This is a genomic window from Alteromonas portus, from assembly GCF_005117025.1.
Lineage (GTDB): Bacteria > Pseudomonadota > Gammaproteobacteria > Enterobacterales > Alteromonadaceae > Alteromonas > Alteromonas portus.
Genome location: NZ_SWCO01000005.1, coordinates 111028 through 131997, shown reverse-complemented (window position 1 = coordinate 131997; position 20970 = coordinate 111028). Strand labels below are relative to the sequence as shown.

Sequence of the window (20970 nt, the reverse complement as noted above, 5' to 3'; positions counted from 1 at the left end):
GCAGTCTGACTACGACACCGCTTTGGGTACGTTAAGCGCATTCCGTGCGTCATTGGTTAGTTTCACTAACGCTTTTCGTACGTCTGTTGAAGACATGCATGGCGCCTCAAAAGGGATAAACCAAGTCTGCTTTTCTGTACCGCAATGCATGCCTTCTGGAAATACGCTGTGCATTATCGGCGCTTCAACGTTAACACCTACTTTGTGCTGCAAGATAAGATGCATCGCGTCCTGATGGTCTTCATTCATATGGGTAATCATGCCCTCTGCTGCGCTATGCCAGTCTTGGGCTTCAACGCGCCAATAGTTTTTATCAACCCAATGGATTTTTCCGAACCCACCAATAAAACGTACTCGCTCAGTACGAATAACGTAAAAATTGAAATCGTGGGTTTGCTCGTATTTTTTAGCTTGTGGGAATAAACGAAGATACTGTGCTTTCACGTCATCTTGGTTCGCTAGCTCCGCACTCCCCATAATTGTCACCCGGCCATTCGCCTGAGAGTCATCTTCACTAGCATCGAAAATGGTTAAGCTAACCTTGTCGTTCGCTTTAATATTACGCGTATGCAGTGCGATATCACTGATGTAGATAATTGCGTCACCAGCAGGCGTTAAATAATAAGGTACAACCGAACCAAAAGGGTAGCCGGGCATTGATGTTGAATGCGTACCTAATACACCGCTGTGATGGGTGCGGCTTAGCTGTTTTGCTTGAAATGCAATATCTTGCATGCTCATGGTTAACTCCGTTCTTGTTTATCGGTTTTCGTAAAAGTTAATGTGTCACGAAAACTTGTTTTTGTTCGTTTTTAATTAGGTTTAACTGGGTGTGATAGCACCGAGAAAGCATATCGGTAGTAAGTACTTGCACTGGTGTCCCGTCGGCTAAACACTGCTTTTCCCCCAGTAAAATGAGTCTGTCGCAATAAGGGGAAATTAAATTTAGATCGTGACTTACGCAAATAATGCACAGCCCTTTTGCCCGCAGTGCAACCAGTTGCTGCATGACGAGTTTCTGATGGCGTAAATCTAAGGCTGAGGTGGGTTCGTCTAACAGCAAAAGCTTGCCTTCCAAACTCTCGTTTTGATCGCCCGGTATTATTTGAAGAATAGATTTAGCTAAAAATATTCTCTGCCTTTCCCCGCCAGATAAGGTTTGAATATTGCGAGCAAGTAAATGCGTTATGTCAAACTGCTCGGCAATACCATGAATCAACCGACTCTTTTGTTCTAACGACTCAACATACTGATACCGCGCCAAATGAAGTAACTCGTCGGCGATAAATCCAAATGGTGTTGACGCGCTTTGTGCCATCACTGCACGCTGCTTTGCTAATTGATTTGCACTTAGCAAACTAATTTTTTTTCCGCCAAGCGTTAGCGTTCCAGCAGATGGCATTTCTACACCACTAAGCATAGTAAGTAGCGTAGATTTACCGCATCCATTTTCACCCGCTATCGCGGTAAACTCACCAGTGTTAAATGACAAAGATATTTGCTCAAGCAAACGCGTGTCACCTCTGGCTATCACAACATCTTTTAATGTAAGCAACGCCGTGCTTAACGGTTTGCCATTCTCACTTTGCTTTAAAATTTCCATTTTCATTTTAGCTACACCCCACCACCAAATATGCGGCGTTGTTGCCACAGTAAGTAAAGGAAAAATGGCGCCCCTACTGCTGATGTAACAATACCAATAGGTATTTCCATAGGCACAAATAAGGTACGAGCCAATGTATCGGCAACCATTAATAGCAATGCGCCCATCAATGCGCTGGCAGGTATCAGCACCTTGTGGTTTACACCAAATATTGCCCTGCACATGTGGGGCACCACCAAACCTACAAAGCCAATAATGCCGCACAGCGCCGTCGCTAGTGCCACAGAGAACGCCACCAGCCATAAAACCCAGTGTTTGTATCGGGTAACATTAAGCCCCATATAAGCCGCCTCTTTTTCACCAAGCGCGAGTAAGTTAAGCGCATTACGTGACTTCATAAGACCAGTAAAAGCCACAAGCCCAGCTAGCGCAATAAGACCACAAAGCGTCCAGCTTGCTCCGGCAAGACTACCCATGGTCCAGTAGCTTATTTGGCGAAGTGCATCATCGCTTGCTACATAACTAATAGCCCCTATTACGGTTCCGGTTAAGGCGTTAATGGCAACCCCAGCCAAAATAAGCGCGGCTACTGAAACGCCTTGCGGTCCATTTGAAAACCGAAGCACTGTCCATACAGAAAGTAGTGCACCACCAAATGCCCACATGGCTACCCATATAGACTCAAGCGCGGGGATGAGCGGAGGTACTATGGTCATACTAAGGGCTGCGGCTGCGGCCGCGCCACCTGCAATACCAATTAAACCAGGGTCGGCAAGCGGATTGCGCACTAGCCCCTGCATTGCACAGCCAGATACGGCTAGAAGCGCGCCAATCAGCATTGTCATGATCACCCTTGGCAGCCTTATTTCAGACAACACATACCAATGGGTTGTGTTTGCTGCCGTATTTTCTACCGTACTTTCTACCGTATTTACGCCGCTAATGAAGTATTTAAGTTGCTGTTCAATATCAATGGGTAAACTGCCGCGGGTTAACCCTACATAAGCACAGATCAACAGCAATACAACCAGTATTCCCATGCCTATACGTTTTCGCTGCGCGCGGGCATTAATAAGCTGAAGGACTACAGGCGTCAGTCGGTAATCACTTGAATAATCGCGTGGGTTATCACTTGAGTTATCGCCTAGGTTATTACTATGCTTAGCTGCGGAAGATAACTGCATTATTGACTCGTTCTACTGTTAGCAGCATTTTGCGTTTGTTTCATTTCAATGGCTTTTCCTGCGTGCTCTGCAACACGCTGAAGCGCTACATCAAAGCGCGGAGAAAGCCCCAAGCTAATGCTGCTATCCATGGCATCAACTAGGCAATGAATACCGGCAAAGGTGGTTGCCAACGCATGGTGCGTACAAAGTGCGTCCTTCGCGCTTTTCCCACGTAGCATGTGACCAGCGGCAATCACGATATCAGGGTCTTGCATCAGCACAGACTCGGCACTCATCACTTTGTAGCCTTCCACTGCTGCACCTATATTAACGATACCCAGCGTATCGAATAGCGCTTGGGGCACGGTATTTTTACCCGCAACCGTTATTCCTCTGTCATTATTCGCCACTACAAAAAGCGCTTTAATTGGCGTATTGAACGCTAAGGTTTTATCTGCGTACCGCGCTTTTTGTTGCTCTACCTTCTTTTCAATATCGTGAACAAGGGCAACGGCGTTATCACTTGCCGATAGTTTTTCGCCGATATCCAGTACTAGGCGCTTTAGACCAATTAAGTTTTTGTCTACGTTAAAGGTAGTAACCTCTACGCCAGCATGGGCTATTTGTTCAAGCGCAACACTTGGGCCTGTCGCCTCTGCTCCTAGCAGCATTGTGGGCTGTTGGGCCAATACTCCTTCAGTGCTAAGCTGACGAAAGTACCCAAGCTTTGTTAAACTTGCCGCTTCTTTTGGGTACATACTGGTACTGTCAGTTGCAATTACCCAATCGCCTCGTCCTAATGCGAAAACAATTTCGGTGATACTGCCGCCAGCGGTAACAATTCTAGGAGATGCAGTTTGCGTTTCATCTAAAGGGGCGCTAAACGCCCCTACTGCAAACAAACTCCACCCTACCATCACAGTACACAACGCTTTTACGGCAATAGATGAAAGTGAAAGAGCCTTTTGCAACATCATTTACTCTCCACTTACCGGGTCGGCGCGGAAACTATACGCACCTGATGTTCCCTCTTCATCGTAGTAGCTAGTAATTTGAAGCTTGTAAGTCGTATCGCCTGCCTGAATTAAATAAACCCCAAACTGTGAGTAAAGTAAGTGGCTGGTACTGTCGTAGAAATACCAGTTGTTCGCACTCATCGCGTACTCGCTAACGGTCTCTTCACTGAAGCCATAAAACTGTGCCGCTTCGGTATCCACGCCATCGTACGTTTCAGCGTCGGTGCGAAGTACGGTCGCATCATCAGCAATAGAAAGGGTAAATTCCCCCGCTCCGTCCGCACATGGAATTGATAGATCCCAACCGTCTGCTTGTGTAACTACTTGCTGCATATCGAAGTCAACGTAAACGGCGTCGCTACAACCCACCGCATCAAGGGTCAGTGCGACTTCTTCAGCAAAGGTGGTTTGCCCGTCAAGAACGCTTTGATGCATAACGCCAAGGGTTATTTCACCGATACCTCGCCCTTCAGTAACAATATCGGTAACGTGAAATTTTGTGTAGTTGCTGTCAGAGGACACGATGTAATAGGTTTCTTCATTTGGCGTTACTACGTGAGTGGTGAAGTCGTAGTTGTAAAAGGTATCGCCGATCACCTGGGTTTCTGTATCTGTACTGAACGCTTCAGCTTCTGGTATACCACTTTGAGTAACAGCTAAGTAGTCGTCTAGTTCGCTGTCAGCACTGGCATTTAAGAATAAGTCAGACACTGGCGCGCCCGTATCATCGTAAAAGTCATTATTATTTCCGGTAAAATAAAGGCTAACAGCGGTTTCCTGGTTTGTATTTAAAAACACATTGGTACGCTTAAAGCCAATATCCCACGTGGTATCTGTTGCGGCTTCTTCTTCAGTAAGCGTAAGTTGCGTTTGTGTATCTAAGTCAAAGTACACAGCCACAGGCTCGGATGTAGACCCTGTACTAAAAGGCCCGTAAATGGTTCCCTCTTCGTTTTCGCCGTCACTGCTTCCGGCATCTGAATCTCCGCTACCATCGGTCACTTCATCAGGCGTTTCAACAGAGGTGTCATCACTACTTGAGCTGCCACAAGCAGTTAGTCCGAATGTCATGGCAAGCAGTAACGCTAAATAGGTTTTGTTCATGTGTTTTCCTTATTAAAATTTGCCGAATTAACCAGCGGTTTTTAGTTGTTGGTTTGGGATCTGCCGTTAGGTATTTTTTGTTTTGATCTCAAACGCTGTTTTCTGTGTCGGTGCTTTCGTTATTTGGTTATTTCAATACTGGTAACTCACACCCAGATACAATCGCCTAGCAGCAATGGGCCTTGCATCAAAAGCGCCCGCCACAAGAGCGTCAGATGAGCGATGTTCATCAGTGAGGTTTTCAAGTCCAAGGCGCGCTTGCCACTGAGGCGTGAACTGGTGCTGCACGACTGCGTTAAGCGTGGTAAAGCTGTCTTTGGCAATTGTGATATAGCCACTGGAAGGCGACACATTTCCCTCATGCACTCCGTAAAGCTGAAGGCTGGTGTCGGTTTGGCTAAACTGATAGGTAACGGATGCTTTAACTAAATGAGTAGGGCGTTCAGGCAAGCGCTGTGAGCTGCCATCTTCAGTAATTAAATAACTGTAATTCAGTTGCCACTGCCAATTATCATTCTGCGCGCTGGCGCTTAAATCTGCACCGTAAAGGGTAGCTTCATCGAGGTTTTGATAAACTGAAATATCTAAACCTGCCTCTTGCGATGCATCCACGTCTACCGCTGTGGTGATGAAGTCATCAGCTTTAGTGTAATGAAGGTTAATATCAAGGTGATATAACCAATCATTTTGGGTCGGTTCTATTCGAAGATTAGCACCTAAGTTGGCATTCAGCGCGGTTTCAGGGGTAAGTGCGTCGTTGCCAAGCACCATATAACCTAAGTTACTATGGTCGAAGATGTAATAGCGTTCCTTGAGGTTAGGCACACGATAGCTACTGCCAGCCCCTGCGCGAAGTTGCCATGAAGTGCTGTCAGCACTAAATGACTGGCTTGCACTTGTTTTAAATGCTGTATGCCAACCAAAATCAGAATCGTTTTGTATTCTTGCGCCAGCTAAAAGCTGGGTGTCGTTTTTCTGCCAGTTTCCTTGTAAATAAAGCTCGGCACTTTCTCTACTTACGTCGTCAACTTCAACCGTGCCCGTGCTGAGGTTTTGCTGGTCCAGCGTGTCGCCATGTAAAACAAGGCCGCCTACCCACTCAATATCTTTGGTGGAGTAAATCTTTTGCGCTTCTAATTCCGCAAGCTGAATATCGGTTTGACGTAACCCATTGCTGTTCCCGCTTTCTTCATTATGTGAAAGATAGCGTGTGTTGATATGCCAATCGTACTGCTGTTCAACGCGAACGTCGTGCTGCCACTGGGTAACGTTTGAAAGATAACTAATAATGGTGGCTTGACCCGGTATTGATGACTGAGGTTTGTTTTTTTGCTCGTCCAGCCATTGCCCTTTGTATTGCACGCTAATGTTATTTATCAACGTCGATAAAGACATTTGCACAAAAGATTTGTCTACCGCGCCACCATCTTGTGACGTGGTTTCGTTGTCGTAATCAAAACCAGGGTTAGTAATATTTTGGGCCGTTATGCCAAGCTGCCAATTGCTTACTGCTTTCGCTGCAGTGACCCTAGACGTATGCCCGAATTCATCACCGTCAATTGCATCATCGGTAAAATAAGATGCCTCGTAGTCTGCTGAAAACTGCGAGCCTTCTACCTTTTCGGTAATGATATTGATAACGCCGCCCATCGCAGAGCTGCCGTAAAGCACAGAAGCGGCGCCTCGTACAATTTCAATTTGCTTAATATTAGCAACGCTAATTTGGTCAAGATCGACCGAAGAACCTGTAGGTGAAATAATAGGTTGGCCGTTGATTAACACCAGCACATGGTCACCATTGAAGCCATTTAGCTGAACGTTGTACCCGTCTTTTTGACTGCGTCTAACCACAACACCGGGCATCACTTCTAGCACTTGGCGTAGTGTGCCTTTACTTAATCGAGCAATGTCCTCTTTATCTACCACGTCAACTTTTACAGGTGAGGATGCCAATAACTTTGGTGTTCTAGTGCCTGTAACAACAACGCGTTCAAGATCACCTTCTGCTAAAACTGAAAAAGCCAACGGAAAGCTAGCGGCTACCAAAAGTGGAGGTAAAAAGTGAACTCGTTTCATTTATTTTTCCTTTAACGCAAATGATAATGATTTGCGTTTGATCTTATTTATTTAGAAACGTTTTGCAAGAAGAAATGTAGAAATTCGTTAGAAATACTCTGCTACAGCATTGGGTTAAACGTATTTTTTGCATTAAAAACAGAGCGATAGGACGTTAAAAAATTTTCGATGTTTTGCGAGAAAAGAACAGCATCACGTTGGATTGGCAACACGACATAGTGGAATAAAAAAGAGATAGAAAGAAAAAAGCATTTTCCTTCTACTCTTAGTAATGCGGCTTCCCTTACAACAAAAAAATTAGTAGTAGGAAGACCGCTACACAAATGGTGTAGCGGTATGCAATTTGTAGCTAGTTAGTCGAGTCATTTACGTAAAACACATTGTCTGGTATTTCATTTCCAATGCCTGTGTTGTTACGAATAACATCGGCTAGCGTCACCCCATCAATCATGTCTAGCTCTTCATCTGTTAGATAATTTTGGTACCAAAACCTGTCACCATCTCGAAGGGCTTCAAATTGCTCCGTGACCATTGCGCGAAATAAAGGACCTAACTGAGAACCTTCTTCCGCCACTGGGTCCTCTGCAAGACCGCCAGTAAACAAGTCAATATCGTCAACGCTTGCATAGGTTGCCTCAAGCGCTACTTGTAACTCAGTATCTGAGGTTACTTCACTGAACGACTGTTTGCGCGCTAGTCCGAATTGGTCGCGCATATCATTGTAGGAAGGCACACCGTGATCTCTTCCTCTTTGAATATTTAGCGCAACCAAATCTAAGCCCCCTTGGCCGGGTGAACCGAATAAAAAGTTACGCAGTTCACTAGTAACTTTCACGTCGATAGCTTGGTGTAGCTGACCTGCAAGACCTCTTAAAATAGGCTCAATACTTTGCTCATTGGTAAGAATGCTAGGCGCAGTAAAGAACACTTCTCTTACAGATAAATTTCCTTCGTCAATCGTATTTCCCTGTGCATCAAGTCTCAGTATCTGGTCGTTGATAAGCGAATGACCATGACGAAATGCTGCAACAGAAAACGCATTATAAAGCCCGGGATCAACGGTATTATCATACCCTTCATAGCGAGATAGCGCGTTATCGCCAATAAGCGCGGGCAAATACTCGTTGTAAGTTATAGCCTGAAGTTCAGCTATCACTAATCGACGTGCTGCTTGGAAGATTTCTTCGCCTGATGCTCTAGGCGACTGTTCAGCCAAAATTGCCGCAAGTCTATTGTGCTCCCTAACCCATAAGGTATGCATGACAGTTAGTCCAACCTGTTCGTTGGCACGCACTTCACCGCCTAAAAACAGCTCGTCGTCTTCCACACCAAACGCGTTACCGTTGGTTTGACCGCTGGTATTGAAAGGCAGCAAGTTACCTTCACTTGTCGCTAAGTAAGGGCTATCTTCCCCTACCCTTATTGCTGATGCACGTTGTTCGTCCGAGCCATAGATCATACTGCCGTCTATCCATGCGGTAAGCTCGTTTTCTTGCTCTCTTGGATTACGGGTACTCGTTCCAGTGTCATGGTCAAAAATGGCCCTAGAGAACAAAATAGTCGCGGAACCGGTGCTTTGCGGGTCAAAAAAAGGATCTCCGGTAGGGACCGAGATATCTGCAATTTCCTCAAGACCATCAGTTAACCCGAAGTCGTGATCGATGAACTGCCCCCACTGCCAAACGAAATCAGACGTACCGAAATTGTTAGGAATAACTTCACCGGTTTCTTGATGGTGTATATTGTTGGAAATTAAGCGAGCACTAGGTCGATTTACCCCCGACATAGTAGAAATGCCATTTTCATAGTCTGGCTCACCCCAACGTTTTAATTGGGTAAACGCAGCCCCCCACAGTGGGTTAGCATTATTGTTTAAAGAGCCATCTATGGTTCTCACTTCTCTATTATCAACAAAGTCATTGTCGTCGTCCCTGTCATTATTAACACGTTCTCTTCGTTCGTTAGCATCTTCGTTTATCCCTTGTGAGGATGCTCTGCGGTCGTTAACCACTACGGTCACGTCATCAGAAGCCGTAACCCCTTCGCCATCGGTCGCGGTAAGACGAAATACTAGGGTTTCGTCATCTGAAGTAGATGGGGCACGAAAGCTCGCAGTTAAAGTGTTTGCGTCCTCGATATCCACCGTCTCTCCCGAGATCTGCTCCCATTGAACGCTAACGCTGCCTTGCGTATCGCTAGCATTACCCTGAAGCACTACCATAGACCTTTCATCTATTGTTTGCCTTTCCCCTGCTTCTACTACAGGGGGTGTATTAACATTGTTTTCATCAGAACTACAGGCACTGATGGCAATGACAGCTGCTGTCAGTGACATTCTTACTTTTTTCATATTCAACGCCTTCTTTCACTTCTACAAGAAGTAACTAGGTTTACGAGAACAGATTAAAACGCACTTAATCATGAACTCACTGCTTAGTAATAACTCACTACAACGTGCTAATAGAGCAACACGCGGAGAAATTACTTATAATTTCGACATGGAAAAGCAGCCGTTATCATTAGGTTTAATAGATATCGCTGAACGCAAAACAAGATTAGGAATAATTCAAATGATATAAAAATTTGATAAGCAAAGATTTTTGCGCAAAACCGTCAGAAAAAAGTTGGCAAGTTTATTGAAGTATTCAGTTGAAAATAACGTTTTTGATAACGCTATACCTTGGAAATTTAGCTTTCACACTAGAAAACAACGAGATTTTGACACTATGCGCCTACCTACTAAACAACTTATTAATAAAATCGAAAATTTGTCTAATGGACTGACGCCAGAACAACTATCGAGCTTTTTAGATATTATTGACGCTATGACGGCACTTGTTGAAGAAGCGGGCGAATTTAAGGAATGTAATAAGAAGGATAGCAAGGTAAAACCCGCACAAACACCTTTAGTACCCAACGCTGTTCACTAAGTGTAATCAGCAAACGTTGCAAACCAAAGGTTGATTAACGCTGTGCATTGAAATACTTTAGCGCGCAGACTATTTTGCAGAAAATTGAAGAAGATAATCGCGTGCTATACCTTGTTGCAGTAACTTGCCTATGGGCATTTTCCTTTTCACTTATCGGTGAATTTTTGGCGGGCTCGGTAGATAGCTACTTTGCTGTACTAACCCGCATTATTCTTGCTGCTTTAGTATTTCTTCCGTTTCTTAATTTATCACTACTAAGCGCCAAGCAAAAAGCGGCGTTGGCAGGTTTGGGGGCTGTGCAGTTAGGGTTAATGTACATCTTCTTCTATCACGCGTTTTTGTATTTGTCCGTGCCGGAAGTACTGCTTTTCACCATTTTCACACCACTTTATGTAGTCATATTAAACGACGCTCTGTTTAAGCGCTTTACTCCGTTTCATTTGCTGTGCGCGCTTATCGCCACCGCCGGGGCAGCAATAATCCGCTTTAATGGCATAAGCGATAGCTTTTGGCTTGGTTTTACCATTGTTCAGGGCGCGAACCTGTGCTTTGCGCTAGGACAAGTAGGCTACAAAAAGCTGGCCTCTACTTTTACAACCCAAGTGCCTTATCACAACGTTTTTGCATGGTTTTATTTGGGCGCGCTGGCTGTTGCCTTACCTGCGTTTTTCCTATTCGGCAATCCAAGTCACCTACCAAAAAATACCGAGCAATGGGGAGTGCTATTGTGGTTGGGTATTGTGGCATCGGGGCTTGGGTATTACTTTTGGAATCAAGGTGCGCTTAAAGTTTCTGGTGGTACGCTAGCCATTATGAATAATGCGCTTATTCCGGCAGGGCTTGTGGTTAACTTACTCCTTTGGCAAAAAGACACCGATTTTACTCGCCTGTTTCTTGGTGGTGCCATCATCGCTGTTGCGCTTTGGATGTCTCATCAATACGCCAAAAAACAGGGGCGAGCATAAGCCTTACCAAAGCCAACGCTACGCAGGACTATACTCACTTATCATGGTGTAGTCTTTACGCGGCCCAATGACCTGCCATGTAGAGCGCCACACAGGCCACGCTGTGAAGTCATAGCGCACTACATAATTGTCATCGCCGCATAAGTGCTCAGCGTTTGGGTTGGTCGCACTGAAAGAATGAAAATAACGTTCATCGTCGAACAACACTTCAAATAAACCAGTTTGAGGCTGCTGCCAGAAATACCGACGCTCAGCTAGCATTATACTGCCGTTAGGCGCAGTAACCTCGCCTTTTTCGTAATACGCCAAGCCGCTTTTTTCATCTTGTACGCTGCCTTCCAGCCAGCTAAATTCAGCCTCGCCAGAAAAGGTAAAAACATCGCCATTTCGCTGGATGATTTTGCGCGTTAGCGTCCATCGCCCAGCAAAATCGTCCAAGGTATTAGGAGAGTTAACTGTCATTGTGCCTCCCTTACCAAAAATAAGTTACAGTGGCTGAATATTGATCGCCTCTGCCTGGCGTTCCAGGGATTTCTTCAAAGCGCTCGTCCCACAAATTATCCACGGCCAATACAAGGTTTAGCCCTTCAATTTGAGACGGTGAATAGGTAAGGGTAACATGCGAGAAAAACGCAGAGTCGCTGCCGTTTCTAAGCGCATTGGTTTCTTGTTTTCGCCACTCGTTGTCAATGCGAATTTCAACCGTATCGGTTGCAAACCACACCAACCCAAGGGTTGCGCGATGCGGCGGATAGTTAAGCGCGTAAAAGCTCGCGTCTACCTCATCAATTCGATAGTTTTCAGACTTGTCTAAGTAGGTGTAGCTGGCTACTAAATCTGCGCTATCAAAGCGCTTAACTGCAATCAACTCAGCACCCAGGGTTTCAATATCGACCGGGTTTGCACTGCGCGCTGAAGTAGCATCAAAGCTATACGTCCAATCTGTCAGCTCGTTATCCCAGCGATAGAATACGGCGGTATCAACTTTGAAAGAGGAATGATCAAACGACGCTCCAAACTCTAGGTTTTTGCTGACTTCCCGCTGTAGCTGGTTGTTACTTCTAAACAGACCGCTTGTGGTGCTGCCGCCTACAGCAGTGTAGCCAGCCACCTGCGTCGCTTCTGCATACGAAAGATAGAGCGTACGTGAGGCGTTGTTCCCTGTTTGGGTAAGCCAACTGATATCGCCCACAAAAGACAGTCGGTCGTCGTCGCGATTCGTATCGTCAAACGCCCCACCTAAACGAACGGTAAGCGATTCATTGCTGTTCAACTGAGTTCGATACTCAGGCATTACGCTTATTTTGTAGTAGTCGCGAGAGGTGAAATTATTCTCTAACGTGGTTGATGTGATGTCGTCTGCGGTAAGCTGTGCTGCGTAGTTGATACCGAATTCTTGTGAAATATTATGAATACCCGAAAACGCAAATGACTTCACTTTGGTTTCGTGAAACGCCTGAAACGCTTCAGGATTTTCACGTGAGAACACGTAATGGTCGTCATTTTCTCTGTAGTAAGCTGAAACCTCAAAGGTATTTCCCATCTCCTTTTCGCCGTAGCGCTGTTTATGATTTAGCATGACCAAACGAGTTTGAATATCTTCCGTTTCGTTTACGTTGAAAGGTGTATACAAGTTAGGCCAGCCAAAAAACTTTTGCTGGAAGCCATAAAACAAATCAGTTTGTGAATCGTCACTTGCTAGTTGGATGCGCCCTGACGCACGTTCGAACTTATGATCGCCATTGGCAATAGTCCCATCACTCTCAGAGCGAGAATACTCGCCTTCAATTCCTACGGACCAACCGGGTAAATCACTAAGCGTGTGCTTTACTGCACCGTGTACACGCTGCAAATTGAAGTTGTTATTACCTACTCCCAGTGACACGCTACCTGCTGTTTGAATAGGGCGCCAATCATAAGACACCGTACCTACTGAACTATTTACGCCGTAAAGCGCGTTATCTACGCCCGTAAAAATACTCGGTTTCGTCAACATTTCTGGTGCAATGGGAATTTCAGCGAAATAGTGCCCTGTTTGCGGGTCAATAAGCGTTGCGCTTCCTATGCGAAACCCCGTGTTTTCGAATATACCGCCGCGAATGGTGACGTCAGCCTGCGCTTCTGCCATGTTCCTTGATTGCAAATCGACACGGGGGTCGTACTCTAAATTAGATATAGGTGAATTAAACGTTCCTACCGGCTTGTTATTCGCCGTCGCCGCCCCTTCAATCGTAATTTTTTCTACGCCTACTTCGTTGCTGTTCATGCCAGAGTTAGCGTTTGATGGACCAACACTTTCGGCGGCCATGGTGGCAAAAGATACCGTGAATAAGAGCAAAGATAGGATTGTGTGACGCATCCAGTGTCCTAGTTAAAAATTTATGTTCAGCCTGCAGGCAAGAGTAAAAGAACGCAGAGTGTATAGCATTAGTGGGCCGAGGAAAACGCTGGCTTGAGGAGTTTGGACCATGCCGGGCTTACCGACTAACTATACAGTAAGCGTTAAGTAACAGTTCTAGTAATAAAATCAAACAAGCCGGAGGCTTCGATGTTCCGGCTTGTTTGTTATACATTTTCTATTCGCCGTTTTGCACTGGCATTTTCCCTGAGTCACGGTTTTCCCACCCGTGCCCGTTGAACGGATCTACACCTAGCTGCTGCATAATGTAGGGGAAGTCAACGTTAACCCAGTTATCTACAATTTTACCGTCTACCACTTTCCAAAAATCCATATAGCGAATTTCAACTCTTTTACCAGTAGGCTCTATTCCCATAAAGGTTCCCGTGTGAACCGCTTCTTGGCGACCAAACGCAGCGCACCACTCACCTTGTGTAACGCGAGCTTCATCTATACAAACTTTATCAGAAAACGCAGCCTGAAACGGTCGCTGCCAGTTGTCTTGAAACTCTTTTAACCCTTGTTTGAAGCCGCAACCTGCATTGCCCATCCAGCGAAAGTTCTCGCTGAAGAAACGGCCCATATTATCGATATCATGATCATTTAATCCATCGACCATAGCGTCAATGGTATCAATGGTTTCCTGCGTTTTTGACAAGTCGTTGTCTTTTGTAAGAATGCCTTGTTCTGGACGTGAACCTTTCATCTCATATCTCCCGAAAAAGTGTTGAGTAATGCATATTAAAAGCTCTGTTTAAAGAATGCGTAATTAGGGTTTTGAAACAGAGCGTAAAGTAGATATTTAGCGCTAAGAACCAAAACTGGGCTCATCACCCTAGTGATTGCCCAGTTTGTTCAGCGTTTAAAATAGCGCACTGCGCTACACGTGTTAGTCGAACTTGTACTGTAAGCTTACGCCGTATGTACGCGGGTTATTCCAGTTTGCCTGAATGGAGTTAATAGGCAGCCCATTAAGCACTTGAGACTGAACCACTGCACGAGTTAGCACTTCTTCATCCGTCAGGTTATTTGCAAAGAAATCGACGTTTAAGTTTTCATTTACTTCCCAAGAGATGCGAGCCGTTACCATGGCGTGTGCATCTACTTTTGTTTCAGGAATGTTGATATCAAACGCGTAGTGATCGTCAACAAAGTTCACGTGCAGATAAGGTGTTAAGTAACCGCCATTTGGCAATGAGTATTCATACCTTGCGCTTAGGCCCAGCGTATAATCTGGCGACATAGCTGGAGAGTAACCCGCAAAGCTAAACTGGCTATTTGGATCGTTTATATCCTGACGGCCATCAACATTGCCTAACCCAAGTAGCGGCTGAAGTTGAGAATTACCTACAGCAAAGTCGTCGGCGAACTCGGCGTTAAGAAGCGCCAAGGTTGCATTTAACGTTAACTCGCTTAGTGGGCGCCATTCCAAATCAGCTTCTAACCCGTAGGTGTCAACCTGACCACCATTTTCATAATATTCAAAGGTTGTACTAACGCCAGTAGAAACGCACTGTGCCACGGTTAAATCAGTTGTTGTGTCGTTACACGAAACTGCAAACAGCTGCGCTTTCACATCGTCATATTGGTTTGCAAAAGCAGAAACGTTAAACCGAACGGTGTTATCGAATAAAAAGCTCTTCAAACCAATTTCGTAAGAAATAACTTCTTCATTGTCGTAAAGCGGGTCGGCGCCACGCGCTACCACCCTCGCGTCGTTAGCACCACCAGTACGATAACCTGTTGCTGCACTGGCATAGACCATCATGTCTTTTGCAACATCTAGCTCGTAAGCTAACTTCCACAATACCGCTGAGTCGTCCCAATCGGGAATTGAATCGCCTGTAAATGTCTTTTCGTCTTTGTTATAGCGAAGGCCAACCAATAAGCGGTTGCTGTCGTTAAGTTGATAACGAGCTTGGCCAAATACGGCTACAGAGTCGACTTCATGCGGGTCGTGATTTGGATTTCCCCACGAAGGAACCGTAATAGAATCTGGCTCACCGTTACCGGTTGTATCCTCTCGCCACAGCCATTCCCAATCCGCTTCTTGCGAGAACAAATAAACACCCGCTATCCAAGAAAACGGGCTATCGCTTTCAACAGATGACAGCTGTAGCTCGGTAGAAAACGCTTTTTGGTCGTCCTGACGTCCAAAGCCCCCAACAAAGTCTAAGCCACCATCGCTGTAGTCGTTATCGTAGAATTGCTCGCCTGACAGTTCAGAATAATTGGTGGTCCACTTTGCATTTGCCCAGTCCATCGCCCAGTCGAGCGTCAAGGTTGCCGACCACGCTTCCTGGTTATCGAAAGACACCGCATTTCTGTATACATCATATGGGCCTTCATCATCTCGCTCAGCATCAGCTGGCTGATAAATGTGGCCAGGTGTCACCGTAGCAACAGGGTTGTAAACGCCCGACCCCGGTGAGGTTTCAGAAATTTGATAACCCGCAATTTGTTGGTAACCCCAAATCGCTTCTGAGTTTGCATCTTTCTTACTGTAATCAAGGCGAAGTAATGCAGTAACATCGTCTGAGAATTCGTATTTAGTCGTGTTACGTAAGTAGAATTGGTTCTTTTCGCGTAAATCGTCTGACGAGCCCGGTAAGAAATGGTTTTCGATCATGCCGTCATGACGGTCGTGGCTCATGACAAAGCGCGTAGCGGCTTTATCACTTAGCGGCAAGTTTAAAATAGCTTCATAGGCCGAACGGTCATAGCTACCATGAGTAAGTTTCACAGAACCACTGGTATAGCCAAGTTCAGGCTGCTTTGAAATAACGTTGATACTACCTGCAAATGTATTTCTTCCATATAGTGTTCCCTGCGGCCCGCGCAGTACTTCAATGCGCTCAATATCAACGTAAGCCCCTAAGCCACCGGTGGTCGTTGGCACATAAATACCGTCCTGGAAAATACCAACAACTTGTTCAGCAATACCTGTACCGGCCACGCCAACTTCGTTGGTACGAGCACCGCGCATAGCGGGACGAACTTCACCACCCGAGCTGCCTATTCTTAATCCGGGAACAACGTTTTCAAGACCACTAATATTTTCAATGCCGTTACGCAAAATATCGTCTGCACCTAACGCGCTCACAGAAGACGATACTTCCTGCAAATCTTGAGATTGTCGGTTTGCTGTTACTTCGATACGTTCAACACCCGCTGCTTTAGCTTCGCTGTCGGGAGTTTCTTGTTGGGCGCTAGCGCAAAAACTAACGCTGATTAGAAGTGCACTTTGAATAGCGCGGGAGAGGTATGTTGTATGGTACTTTCGTTGGTCTTGCTTCATCGTGATAGTTCCCAGATTAATAAAACCTTATCTGCAGTAACTTGTTAGTGCCCTGCGTTTATCAAGCCTTTGATGACCCTGCCTGTGACAACATCATACTAGGTTGTTTAATTCTTGGTCTAAACAAACATACAACCCAATTTACTTCGAAGTCAATAAAAATGTTCAAAGATTGTTAATTCATGAATTTTAATTTTTTGTTTAAACACACTAAAAACAAATAAACCAATGTAATAAAAGGCTTTATTCATAAATAAAGAGCTTTATCAATGACAACAACAATAAGATTTCGAAGTATAAATAGAGACTTCAAGTCAAAAACGACTGGTAGGATCTGAATAGAAAAATCGTACTCGAAAGGATAGAAACCGAATGCTGATGCATGAGCTAAGCATTAGTGGAAATAGGTAAGAAAGTGCACTTAAGATAGCTTGGGTTATCAGAAAGCCCACCTAGCAAAAACGGACGTTTTGCTAGGTAGCTTCGAGGGAAAATGACGTCAGTCAGTACACCTATTTCAGGTATAAAGCCCCTAATATTGTTAGCTTAACTGTAGGTGGTAGTGCGCGATAAGATATCTAACCCTTGTTGTTTTAACCAATATGGCACATCCATCAACACCCAGTTTTCCAGTAATTTATCCCCTTTGCGGTAGTACACATCGACTACTCGCATGTCGGCACGAATACCCGACGCCGGCATGCCGAACAAGCCGCCACCAGCCGTATTCGATAGGTTAGGCCAGCCAAAGAAACAGGCAAAACTGCCTTCACCAAATCGCGCCACATGACCATTAAAAACTTTATCTTTCAGTCCTTTACGAAAAGGAAATTGATGTTGCTGCTGGTAGCGCTCGATAGTAAATGTAGCCCCTATTCCCGCTGGCCCGTACCACACCATATCTTCACTCCAGCATTTGGCGAGAAGCTCTGGAGGACAGTTGTCGTTACCCGATTTGTTCAAAGAATCTAGGTCTCTTACCATTTCTTCAACCAGCTCAATGGTCTTTTTAGACTCCTTAGGATCTTGCTCTTCAAACAGTAAACCGTTGTGATCACATGGCCCTGGATAAACAAACGTATGGCCTGTTTCTACGGGCAAAGGATTAAGCCCAACTTGTTGCATTAGTGCAATTAAGTCGAAGAAAACAGCGTGGCTAACTATCTTATTTTCGCGTACTTCAAAAAACTCGGCATACCGTAAAAACGCCAGTTTTCCCGTATTTCTAATACCAAGAAATGGCTTGTCGAACAGTCCAGCAAAGTGACCCATCGACATAACCCATTTGCCTTCGCCGGCGCTGTTATTTCCCGCCATAAATACGTCCTCACGGCGCTTCATGCGCGTAAAACTCTGTTTTAACGGCTCCCACAACTCTTGCACTAATTCTGCTGGAGTCGAACATTTATCAAACGGATAGCAGGCATAAATCTTCGCATTTTCATCAACATACGATTTCACTACGCCTTTAACATCACTTGCCTCACCGTTGTCAAAAGCGGCTTGATAGGATCTGACCACGGCTTTTTCGCTATTAAAACTCATGACTTACGCCTCTTTGTTTAAAAAATTGTTAATACTGGCATGAAATAATTAATGACTTCGAAGTCATTATGTATTAGGTTGAATATTATTGTAAATAGAAAGCGCGCTTATTAAGCAGGCAGAGTAAAGAATATGACTGAAAATTTTGGCGTTTTAAACTGGTCTATCTTAGGCGGGTACATCATTGCGAACCTGTTGCTGGGTTTGGTGATTGGTAAAAATATAAAAAATTCCGACGATTTTTATCTCGGCCAAAAACAAACTCCGTGGTGGGCAATAGGTATTTCGGTTATTGCCACTTACGTTAGCGCCATGACGTTTCTTGGGGCACCAGCCTGGGCTTATTCAGAGGGGCTATCTGTTATAGCACTTCATTTGAACTACCCTCTCGTCATCATGGCTGTAATCATATTCTTTTTCCCATTCTTCTATAACGCAGGTGTAGCGTCCATCTACGATTACCAAGAACGGCGTTTCGGCAAGCGTGCCCGCGCCATGGTATCCAGCATTTTTATGCTAAGCCAAATCATGAGCTCAGCAGCTATTCTTTATGCTACCTCTCTTGTGTTGTCGTTCATTACTGGCGTACCTGTAGTGTGGTCTATTGTTATAGTTACTGCCATAGCGCTTATCTACACCATGATGGGCGGCATTACTGCCGTAATTTGGACTGACGTTATACAGTCAGTGATCTTATTTGTGGGCGCGGGCATTATTATGTACGCCCTGCTTGAAAGCGGCGACACTACGCTGTCTTCATCAATGAGCGAGCTTAAAGCTCAGGGTAAATTAAACCCACTTAATTGGGACTTCGACTTTACTGAAGAAACTACAGTGTGGAGCGGCATTATTGCTATGACGCTGTACCATATCACCGTTTACGGCACCAACCAAATGATGGTGCAGCGAACGCTGGCTGCCAAGAATATTGGTGACGCCAAAAAATCTTATTTATTAATGGGTTTCTGCGCGTTCTTCATCTACTTCTTCTTCATTGTACTTGGCGTGCTGTTCTACGACTTTTATCAAGGCAAAACCTTCGAAAACAGCAACACAATCATTTTGCAGTTCGCAACCGATTACGGCTTGCCGGGTTTAATGGGCATTATTGCAGCCGCGGTTATGGCCGCTTCCATGTCTAGCCTAGACTCCTCATTTAACTCGCTATCGACAGTGGCAACTATCGATTTCTACATCAAATACTTCAAGAAAGACGCGTCGGACGCCCATTACCTTAAGGCTTCACGTATTTTTACCTTGTTCTTCGCTGTACTTATTATTTTTCCAGCAATTGGCTACCACCTATTCAGCGAAGGCTCAATTTTAGAAATTTTGTCTAAAGTAGGCTCCTATTTTGTAGGTGCGCAAATGGGCATGTTCTTCTTAGGATTTTTCTCTAAGCAAACAACCGAAAATGGCCTGATCATTGGCACATTGAGCGGCTTTATTGTTGTGACTTTAGTGGCCTTAAATACAGATATCGCGTGGCCTTGGTACTGCATCATAGGTGCAAGTGCCAACATTGTGGTGTCTATGATTGCTAGTCGCCTTATCGATGGCGTTCAAACCGAATACAACGCTTATACCATTAAAGGGCAGCAGCAACACTTCGCGCGCGAAGGTCTCGATGAGAAAGAGCAAGGATGGTATCGCGTACCCGGCCGCGTAGACCCAATCAACTACATATTGTTTGGGTTCTTCTTACTCACACTCGTGTTCTTATTTTCAATTCAATTTATGTTTTAAAAGCCAAACTCAGCGCTTTTGAGGGAGATTCTATGAGCGAAACATCCATAGCAAAAACGGTGTATTGGCAGCCTCTGCATGACATGCTGGACCCTGCACGAAGTAAAACGCAAACCTTAGCGGGTTTCGATGAAGAGTTTGTCGACTTAGCAGACTATATTTTGCGCATAACCCATCGTATTTGGGAGCAGAAAAACATTGGAGCTTGCTACGATTATTATGCTGACTACTGCCCGGTACATACGCTTGGCGGTTATGCTGACAGTGTTGATGTGGTGGTTCAAAATACGTTAAAAACCATTGCCGCCTTCCCTGACAGGTCGCTTATAGGTGAAGACGTTATTTACCGTGAAGAAGCCAACGATGTGTATTATTCGTCGCACCGTATCACCAGTATTATGACCAATAAAGGCCCCTCTGAATTTGGCGCGCCAACAGGCAAAACCGGGCGTGTAACCACCATTGCAGACTGCATGTGCAGAGACAATAAGATTTTTTACGAATGGCTAATGCGAGACAATAGCTTTCTTATCGCTCAGCTTGGTATTGAGCTAGACGATGCTGCAGCGTTTCAAGCCAAGTTTCCTGTTTCGAGCACGTTTACCCAATGGCTAAATGAAGAGTACGCACGAACATGTGCTAACGAGGCATCGCGCTGGGAAGCATTGCCAGAACAAGACAAGCCGTGGGGCGACTTTGCCAAATCATGGGCCGACCAAATCTTCAATAAGCGCATGTTCAATAAGCTCTCTGACTTTTATAAACCTAATGCTTCTGTGCAGTGGCCGGGCGGACGCCAAGCCACTGGCAATGCAGCTATTGGCGGCATGTTCATTAAGTACTTGGCCAGTTGCCCAGACGCCAACATGGTAGTAGATCACATTTGCGTTACCCATTACGACGACAATCGCGTGAACATAGCGCTTAGGTGGGGCCTGGCGGGTCATTACAATGCTACACAAAGCAAATATGCGCAGTTTAATCAGCAACCCCATTACATTTTAGGGGCAACTCACTTTGAGATTGAAGACGGTGTAATAGCCAAGGAGTTTACGGTGTTTGACGAAGTAGCAGCGTTAGCAAACCTTATGCGCAAACTACCACAAGCGACGGAGGCATAAGC

General features: G+C 45.2%; 16 protein-coding genes. 4 read left to right on the top strand and 12 right to left on the bottom strand.

What is annotated here, in order from left to right; genetic code table 11:
* Positions 1 to 9: 9 nt before the first annotated feature.
* The 7 genes from E5672_RS08555 to E5672_RS08525 form a co-directional block, all read right to left on the bottom strand.
* Entirely contained in the window at positions 10 to 741 is a 732-nt protein-coding gene (locus E5672_RS08555; protein WP_136781815.1) for a HugZ family pyridoxamine 5'-phosphate oxidase, read from the bottom strand.
* A gap of 37 nt (positions 742 to 778) precedes the next feature.
* Complete coding sequence (locus E5672_RS08550) at positions 779 to 1609, bottom strand: ABC transporter ATP-binding protein (RefSeq protein ID WP_136781814.1); 831 nt, start codon at positions 1607 to 1609, stop codon at positions 779 to 781.
* A 5-nt stretch (positions 1610 to 1614) separates the two neighbouring features.
* Complete coding sequence (locus E5672_RS08545) at positions 1615 to 2787, bottom strand: FecCD family ABC transporter permease (protein ID WP_136781813.1); 1173 nt, start codon at positions 2785 to 2787, stop codon at positions 1615 to 1617.
* Entirely contained in the window at positions 2787 to 3746 is a 960-nt protein-coding gene (locus E5672_RS08540; RefSeq protein ID WP_136781812.1) for a heme/hemin ABC transporter substrate-binding protein, read from the bottom strand. Before E5672_RS08540 ends, E5672_RS08545 begins: the two co-directional genes overlap by 1 nt.
* The gene (locus tag E5672_RS08535; protein ID WP_136781811.1) at positions 3747 to 4889 is read right to left on the bottom strand and encodes an HmuY family protein; all 1143 of its coding nucleotides are present in this window, start codon (positions 4887 to 4889) and stop codon (positions 3747 to 3749) included.
* Positions 4890 to 5021: 132 nt separating this feature from the next.
* The gene (locus E5672_RS08530; protein WP_136781810.1) at positions 5022 to 6965 is read right to left on the bottom strand and encodes a TonB-dependent receptor plug domain-containing protein; all 1944 of its coding nucleotides are present in this window, start codon (positions 6963 to 6965) and stop codon (positions 5022 to 5024) included.
* A gap of 349 nt (positions 6966 to 7314) precedes the next feature.
* Complete coding sequence (locus E5672_RS08525; RefSeq protein ID WP_136781809.1) at positions 7315 to 9315, bottom strand: peroxidase family protein; 2001 nt, start codon at positions 9313 to 9315, stop codon at positions 7315 to 7317.
* Between the two features lie 286 nt (positions 9316 to 9601).
* Here E5672_RS08525 and E5672_RS08520 point away from each other — a divergent pair, with 286 nt between their 5' ends.
* Entirely contained in the window at positions 9602 to 9895 is a 294-nt protein-coding gene (locus E5672_RS08520) for a hypothetical protein (RefSeq protein WP_240692192.1), read from the top strand.
* A gap of 101 nt (positions 9896 to 9996) precedes the next feature.
* Complete coding sequence (locus E5672_RS08515) at positions 9997 to 10860, top strand: EamA family transporter (protein ID WP_136782265.1); 864 nt, start codon at positions 9997 to 9999, stop codon at positions 10858 to 10860.
* An 18-nt stretch (positions 10861 to 10878) separates the two neighbouring features.
* On the opposite strand, the gene E5672_RS08510 is transcribed toward E5672_RS08515, so the two are convergent.
* From E5672_RS08510 to E5672_RS08490, 5 genes are all read right to left on the bottom strand, one after another.
* A complete protein-coding gene (locus tag E5672_RS08510; RefSeq protein ID WP_136781808.1) occupies positions 10879 to 11322 on the bottom strand; it encodes a DUF6314 family protein in 444 nt (147 codons plus the stop codon).
* A gap of 10 nt (positions 11323 to 11332) precedes the next feature.
* Positions 11333 to 13219, bottom strand: coding sequence for a TonB-dependent receptor plug domain-containing protein (locus E5672_RS08505; protein WP_136781807.1), 1887 nt, complete (start codon positions 13217 to 13219; stop codon positions 11333 to 11335).
* Between the two features lie 217 nt (positions 13220 to 13436).
* A complete protein-coding gene (locus tag E5672_RS08500) occupies positions 13437 to 13964 on the bottom strand; it encodes an ester cyclase (RefSeq protein ID WP_014980218.1) in 528 nt (175 codons plus the stop codon).
* A 183-nt stretch (positions 13965 to 14147) separates the two neighbouring features.
* Positions 14148 to 16556, bottom strand: coding sequence for a TonB-dependent receptor (locus E5672_RS08495; protein ID WP_039235428.1), 2409 nt, complete (start codon positions 16554 to 16556; stop codon positions 14148 to 14150).
* Between the two features lie 546 nt (positions 16557 to 17102).
* Positions 17103 to 18101: an ester cyclase gene (locus tag E5672_RS08490; protein ID WP_136781806.1), complete on the bottom strand. Its 999-nt coding sequence runs from the start codon at positions 18099 to 18101 to the stop codon at positions 17103 to 17105.
* Positions 18102 to 18233: 132 nt separating this feature from the next.
* Here E5672_RS08490 and E5672_RS08485 point away from each other — a divergent pair, with 132 nt between their 5' ends.
* Complete coding sequence (locus E5672_RS08485; RefSeq protein WP_014950641.1) at positions 18234 to 19847, top strand: sodium:solute symporter family protein; 1614 nt, start codon at positions 18234 to 18236, stop codon at positions 19845 to 19847.
* 32 nt (positions 19848 to 19879) lie between these two features.
* Complete coding sequence (locus tag E5672_RS08480; protein WP_039226041.1) at positions 19880 to 20968, top strand: nuclear transport factor 2 family protein; 1089 nt, start codon at positions 19880 to 19882, stop codon at positions 20966 to 20968.
* Positions 20969 to 20970: the final 2 nt, after the last annotated feature.

Bases quoted from the DNA above. Each gene is read 5' to 3' on its own strand.
- E5672_RS08500 (WP_014980218.1), bottom strand. From the start codon at position 13,964: ATGAAAGGTTCACGTCCAGAACAAGGCATTCTTACAAAAGACAACGAC.
- E5672_RS08525 (WP_136781809.1), bottom strand. From the start codon at position 9,315: ATGAAAAAAGTAAGAATGTCACTGACAGCAGCTGTCATTGCCATCAGT.
- E5672_RS08505 (WP_136781807.1), bottom strand. From the start codon at position 13,219: ATGCGTCACACAATCCTATCTTTGCTCTTATTCACGGTATCTTTTGCC.
- E5672_RS08490 (WP_136781806.1), bottom strand. From the start codon at position 18,101: ATGAGTTTTAATAGCGAAAAAGCCGTGGTCAGATCCTATCAAGCCGCT.
- E5672_RS08545 (WP_136781813.1), bottom strand. From the start codon at position 2,787: ATGCAGTTATCTTCCGCAGCTAAGCATAGTAATAACCTAGGCGATAAC.
- E5672_RS08485 (WP_014950641.1), top strand. From the start codon at position 18,234: ATGACTGAAAATTTTGGCGTTTTAAACTGGTCTATCTTAGGCGGGTAC.
- E5672_RS08480 (WP_039226041.1), top strand. From the start codon at position 19,880: ATGAGCGAAACATCCATAGCAAAAACGGTGTATTGGCAGCCTCTGCAT.
- E5672_RS08495 (WP_039235428.1), bottom strand. From the start codon at position 16,556: ATGAAGCAAGACCAACGAAAGTACCATACAACATACCTCTCCCGCGCT.
- E5672_RS08550 (WP_136781814.1), bottom strand. From the start codon at position 1,609: ATGAAAATGGAAATTTTAAAGCAAAGTGAGAATGGCAAACCGTTAAGC.
- E5672_RS08555 (WP_136781815.1), bottom strand. From the start codon at position 741: ATGAGCATGCAAGATATTGCATTTCAAGCAAAACAGCTAAGCCGCACC.
- E5672_RS08535 (WP_136781811.1), bottom strand. From the start codon at position 4,889: ATGAACAAAACCTATTTAGCGTTACTGCTTGCCATGACATTCGGACTA.
- E5672_RS08530 (WP_136781810.1), bottom strand. From the start codon at position 6,965: ATGAAACGAGTTCACTTTTTACCTCCACTTTTGGTAGCCGCTAGCTTT.
- E5672_RS08510 (WP_136781808.1), bottom strand. From the start codon at position 11,322: ATGACAGTTAACTCTCCTAATACCTTGGACGATTTTGCTGGGCGATGG.
- E5672_RS08540 (WP_136781812.1), bottom strand. From the start codon at position 3,746: ATGATGTTGCAAAAGGCTCTTTCACTTTCATCTATTGCCGTAAAAGCG.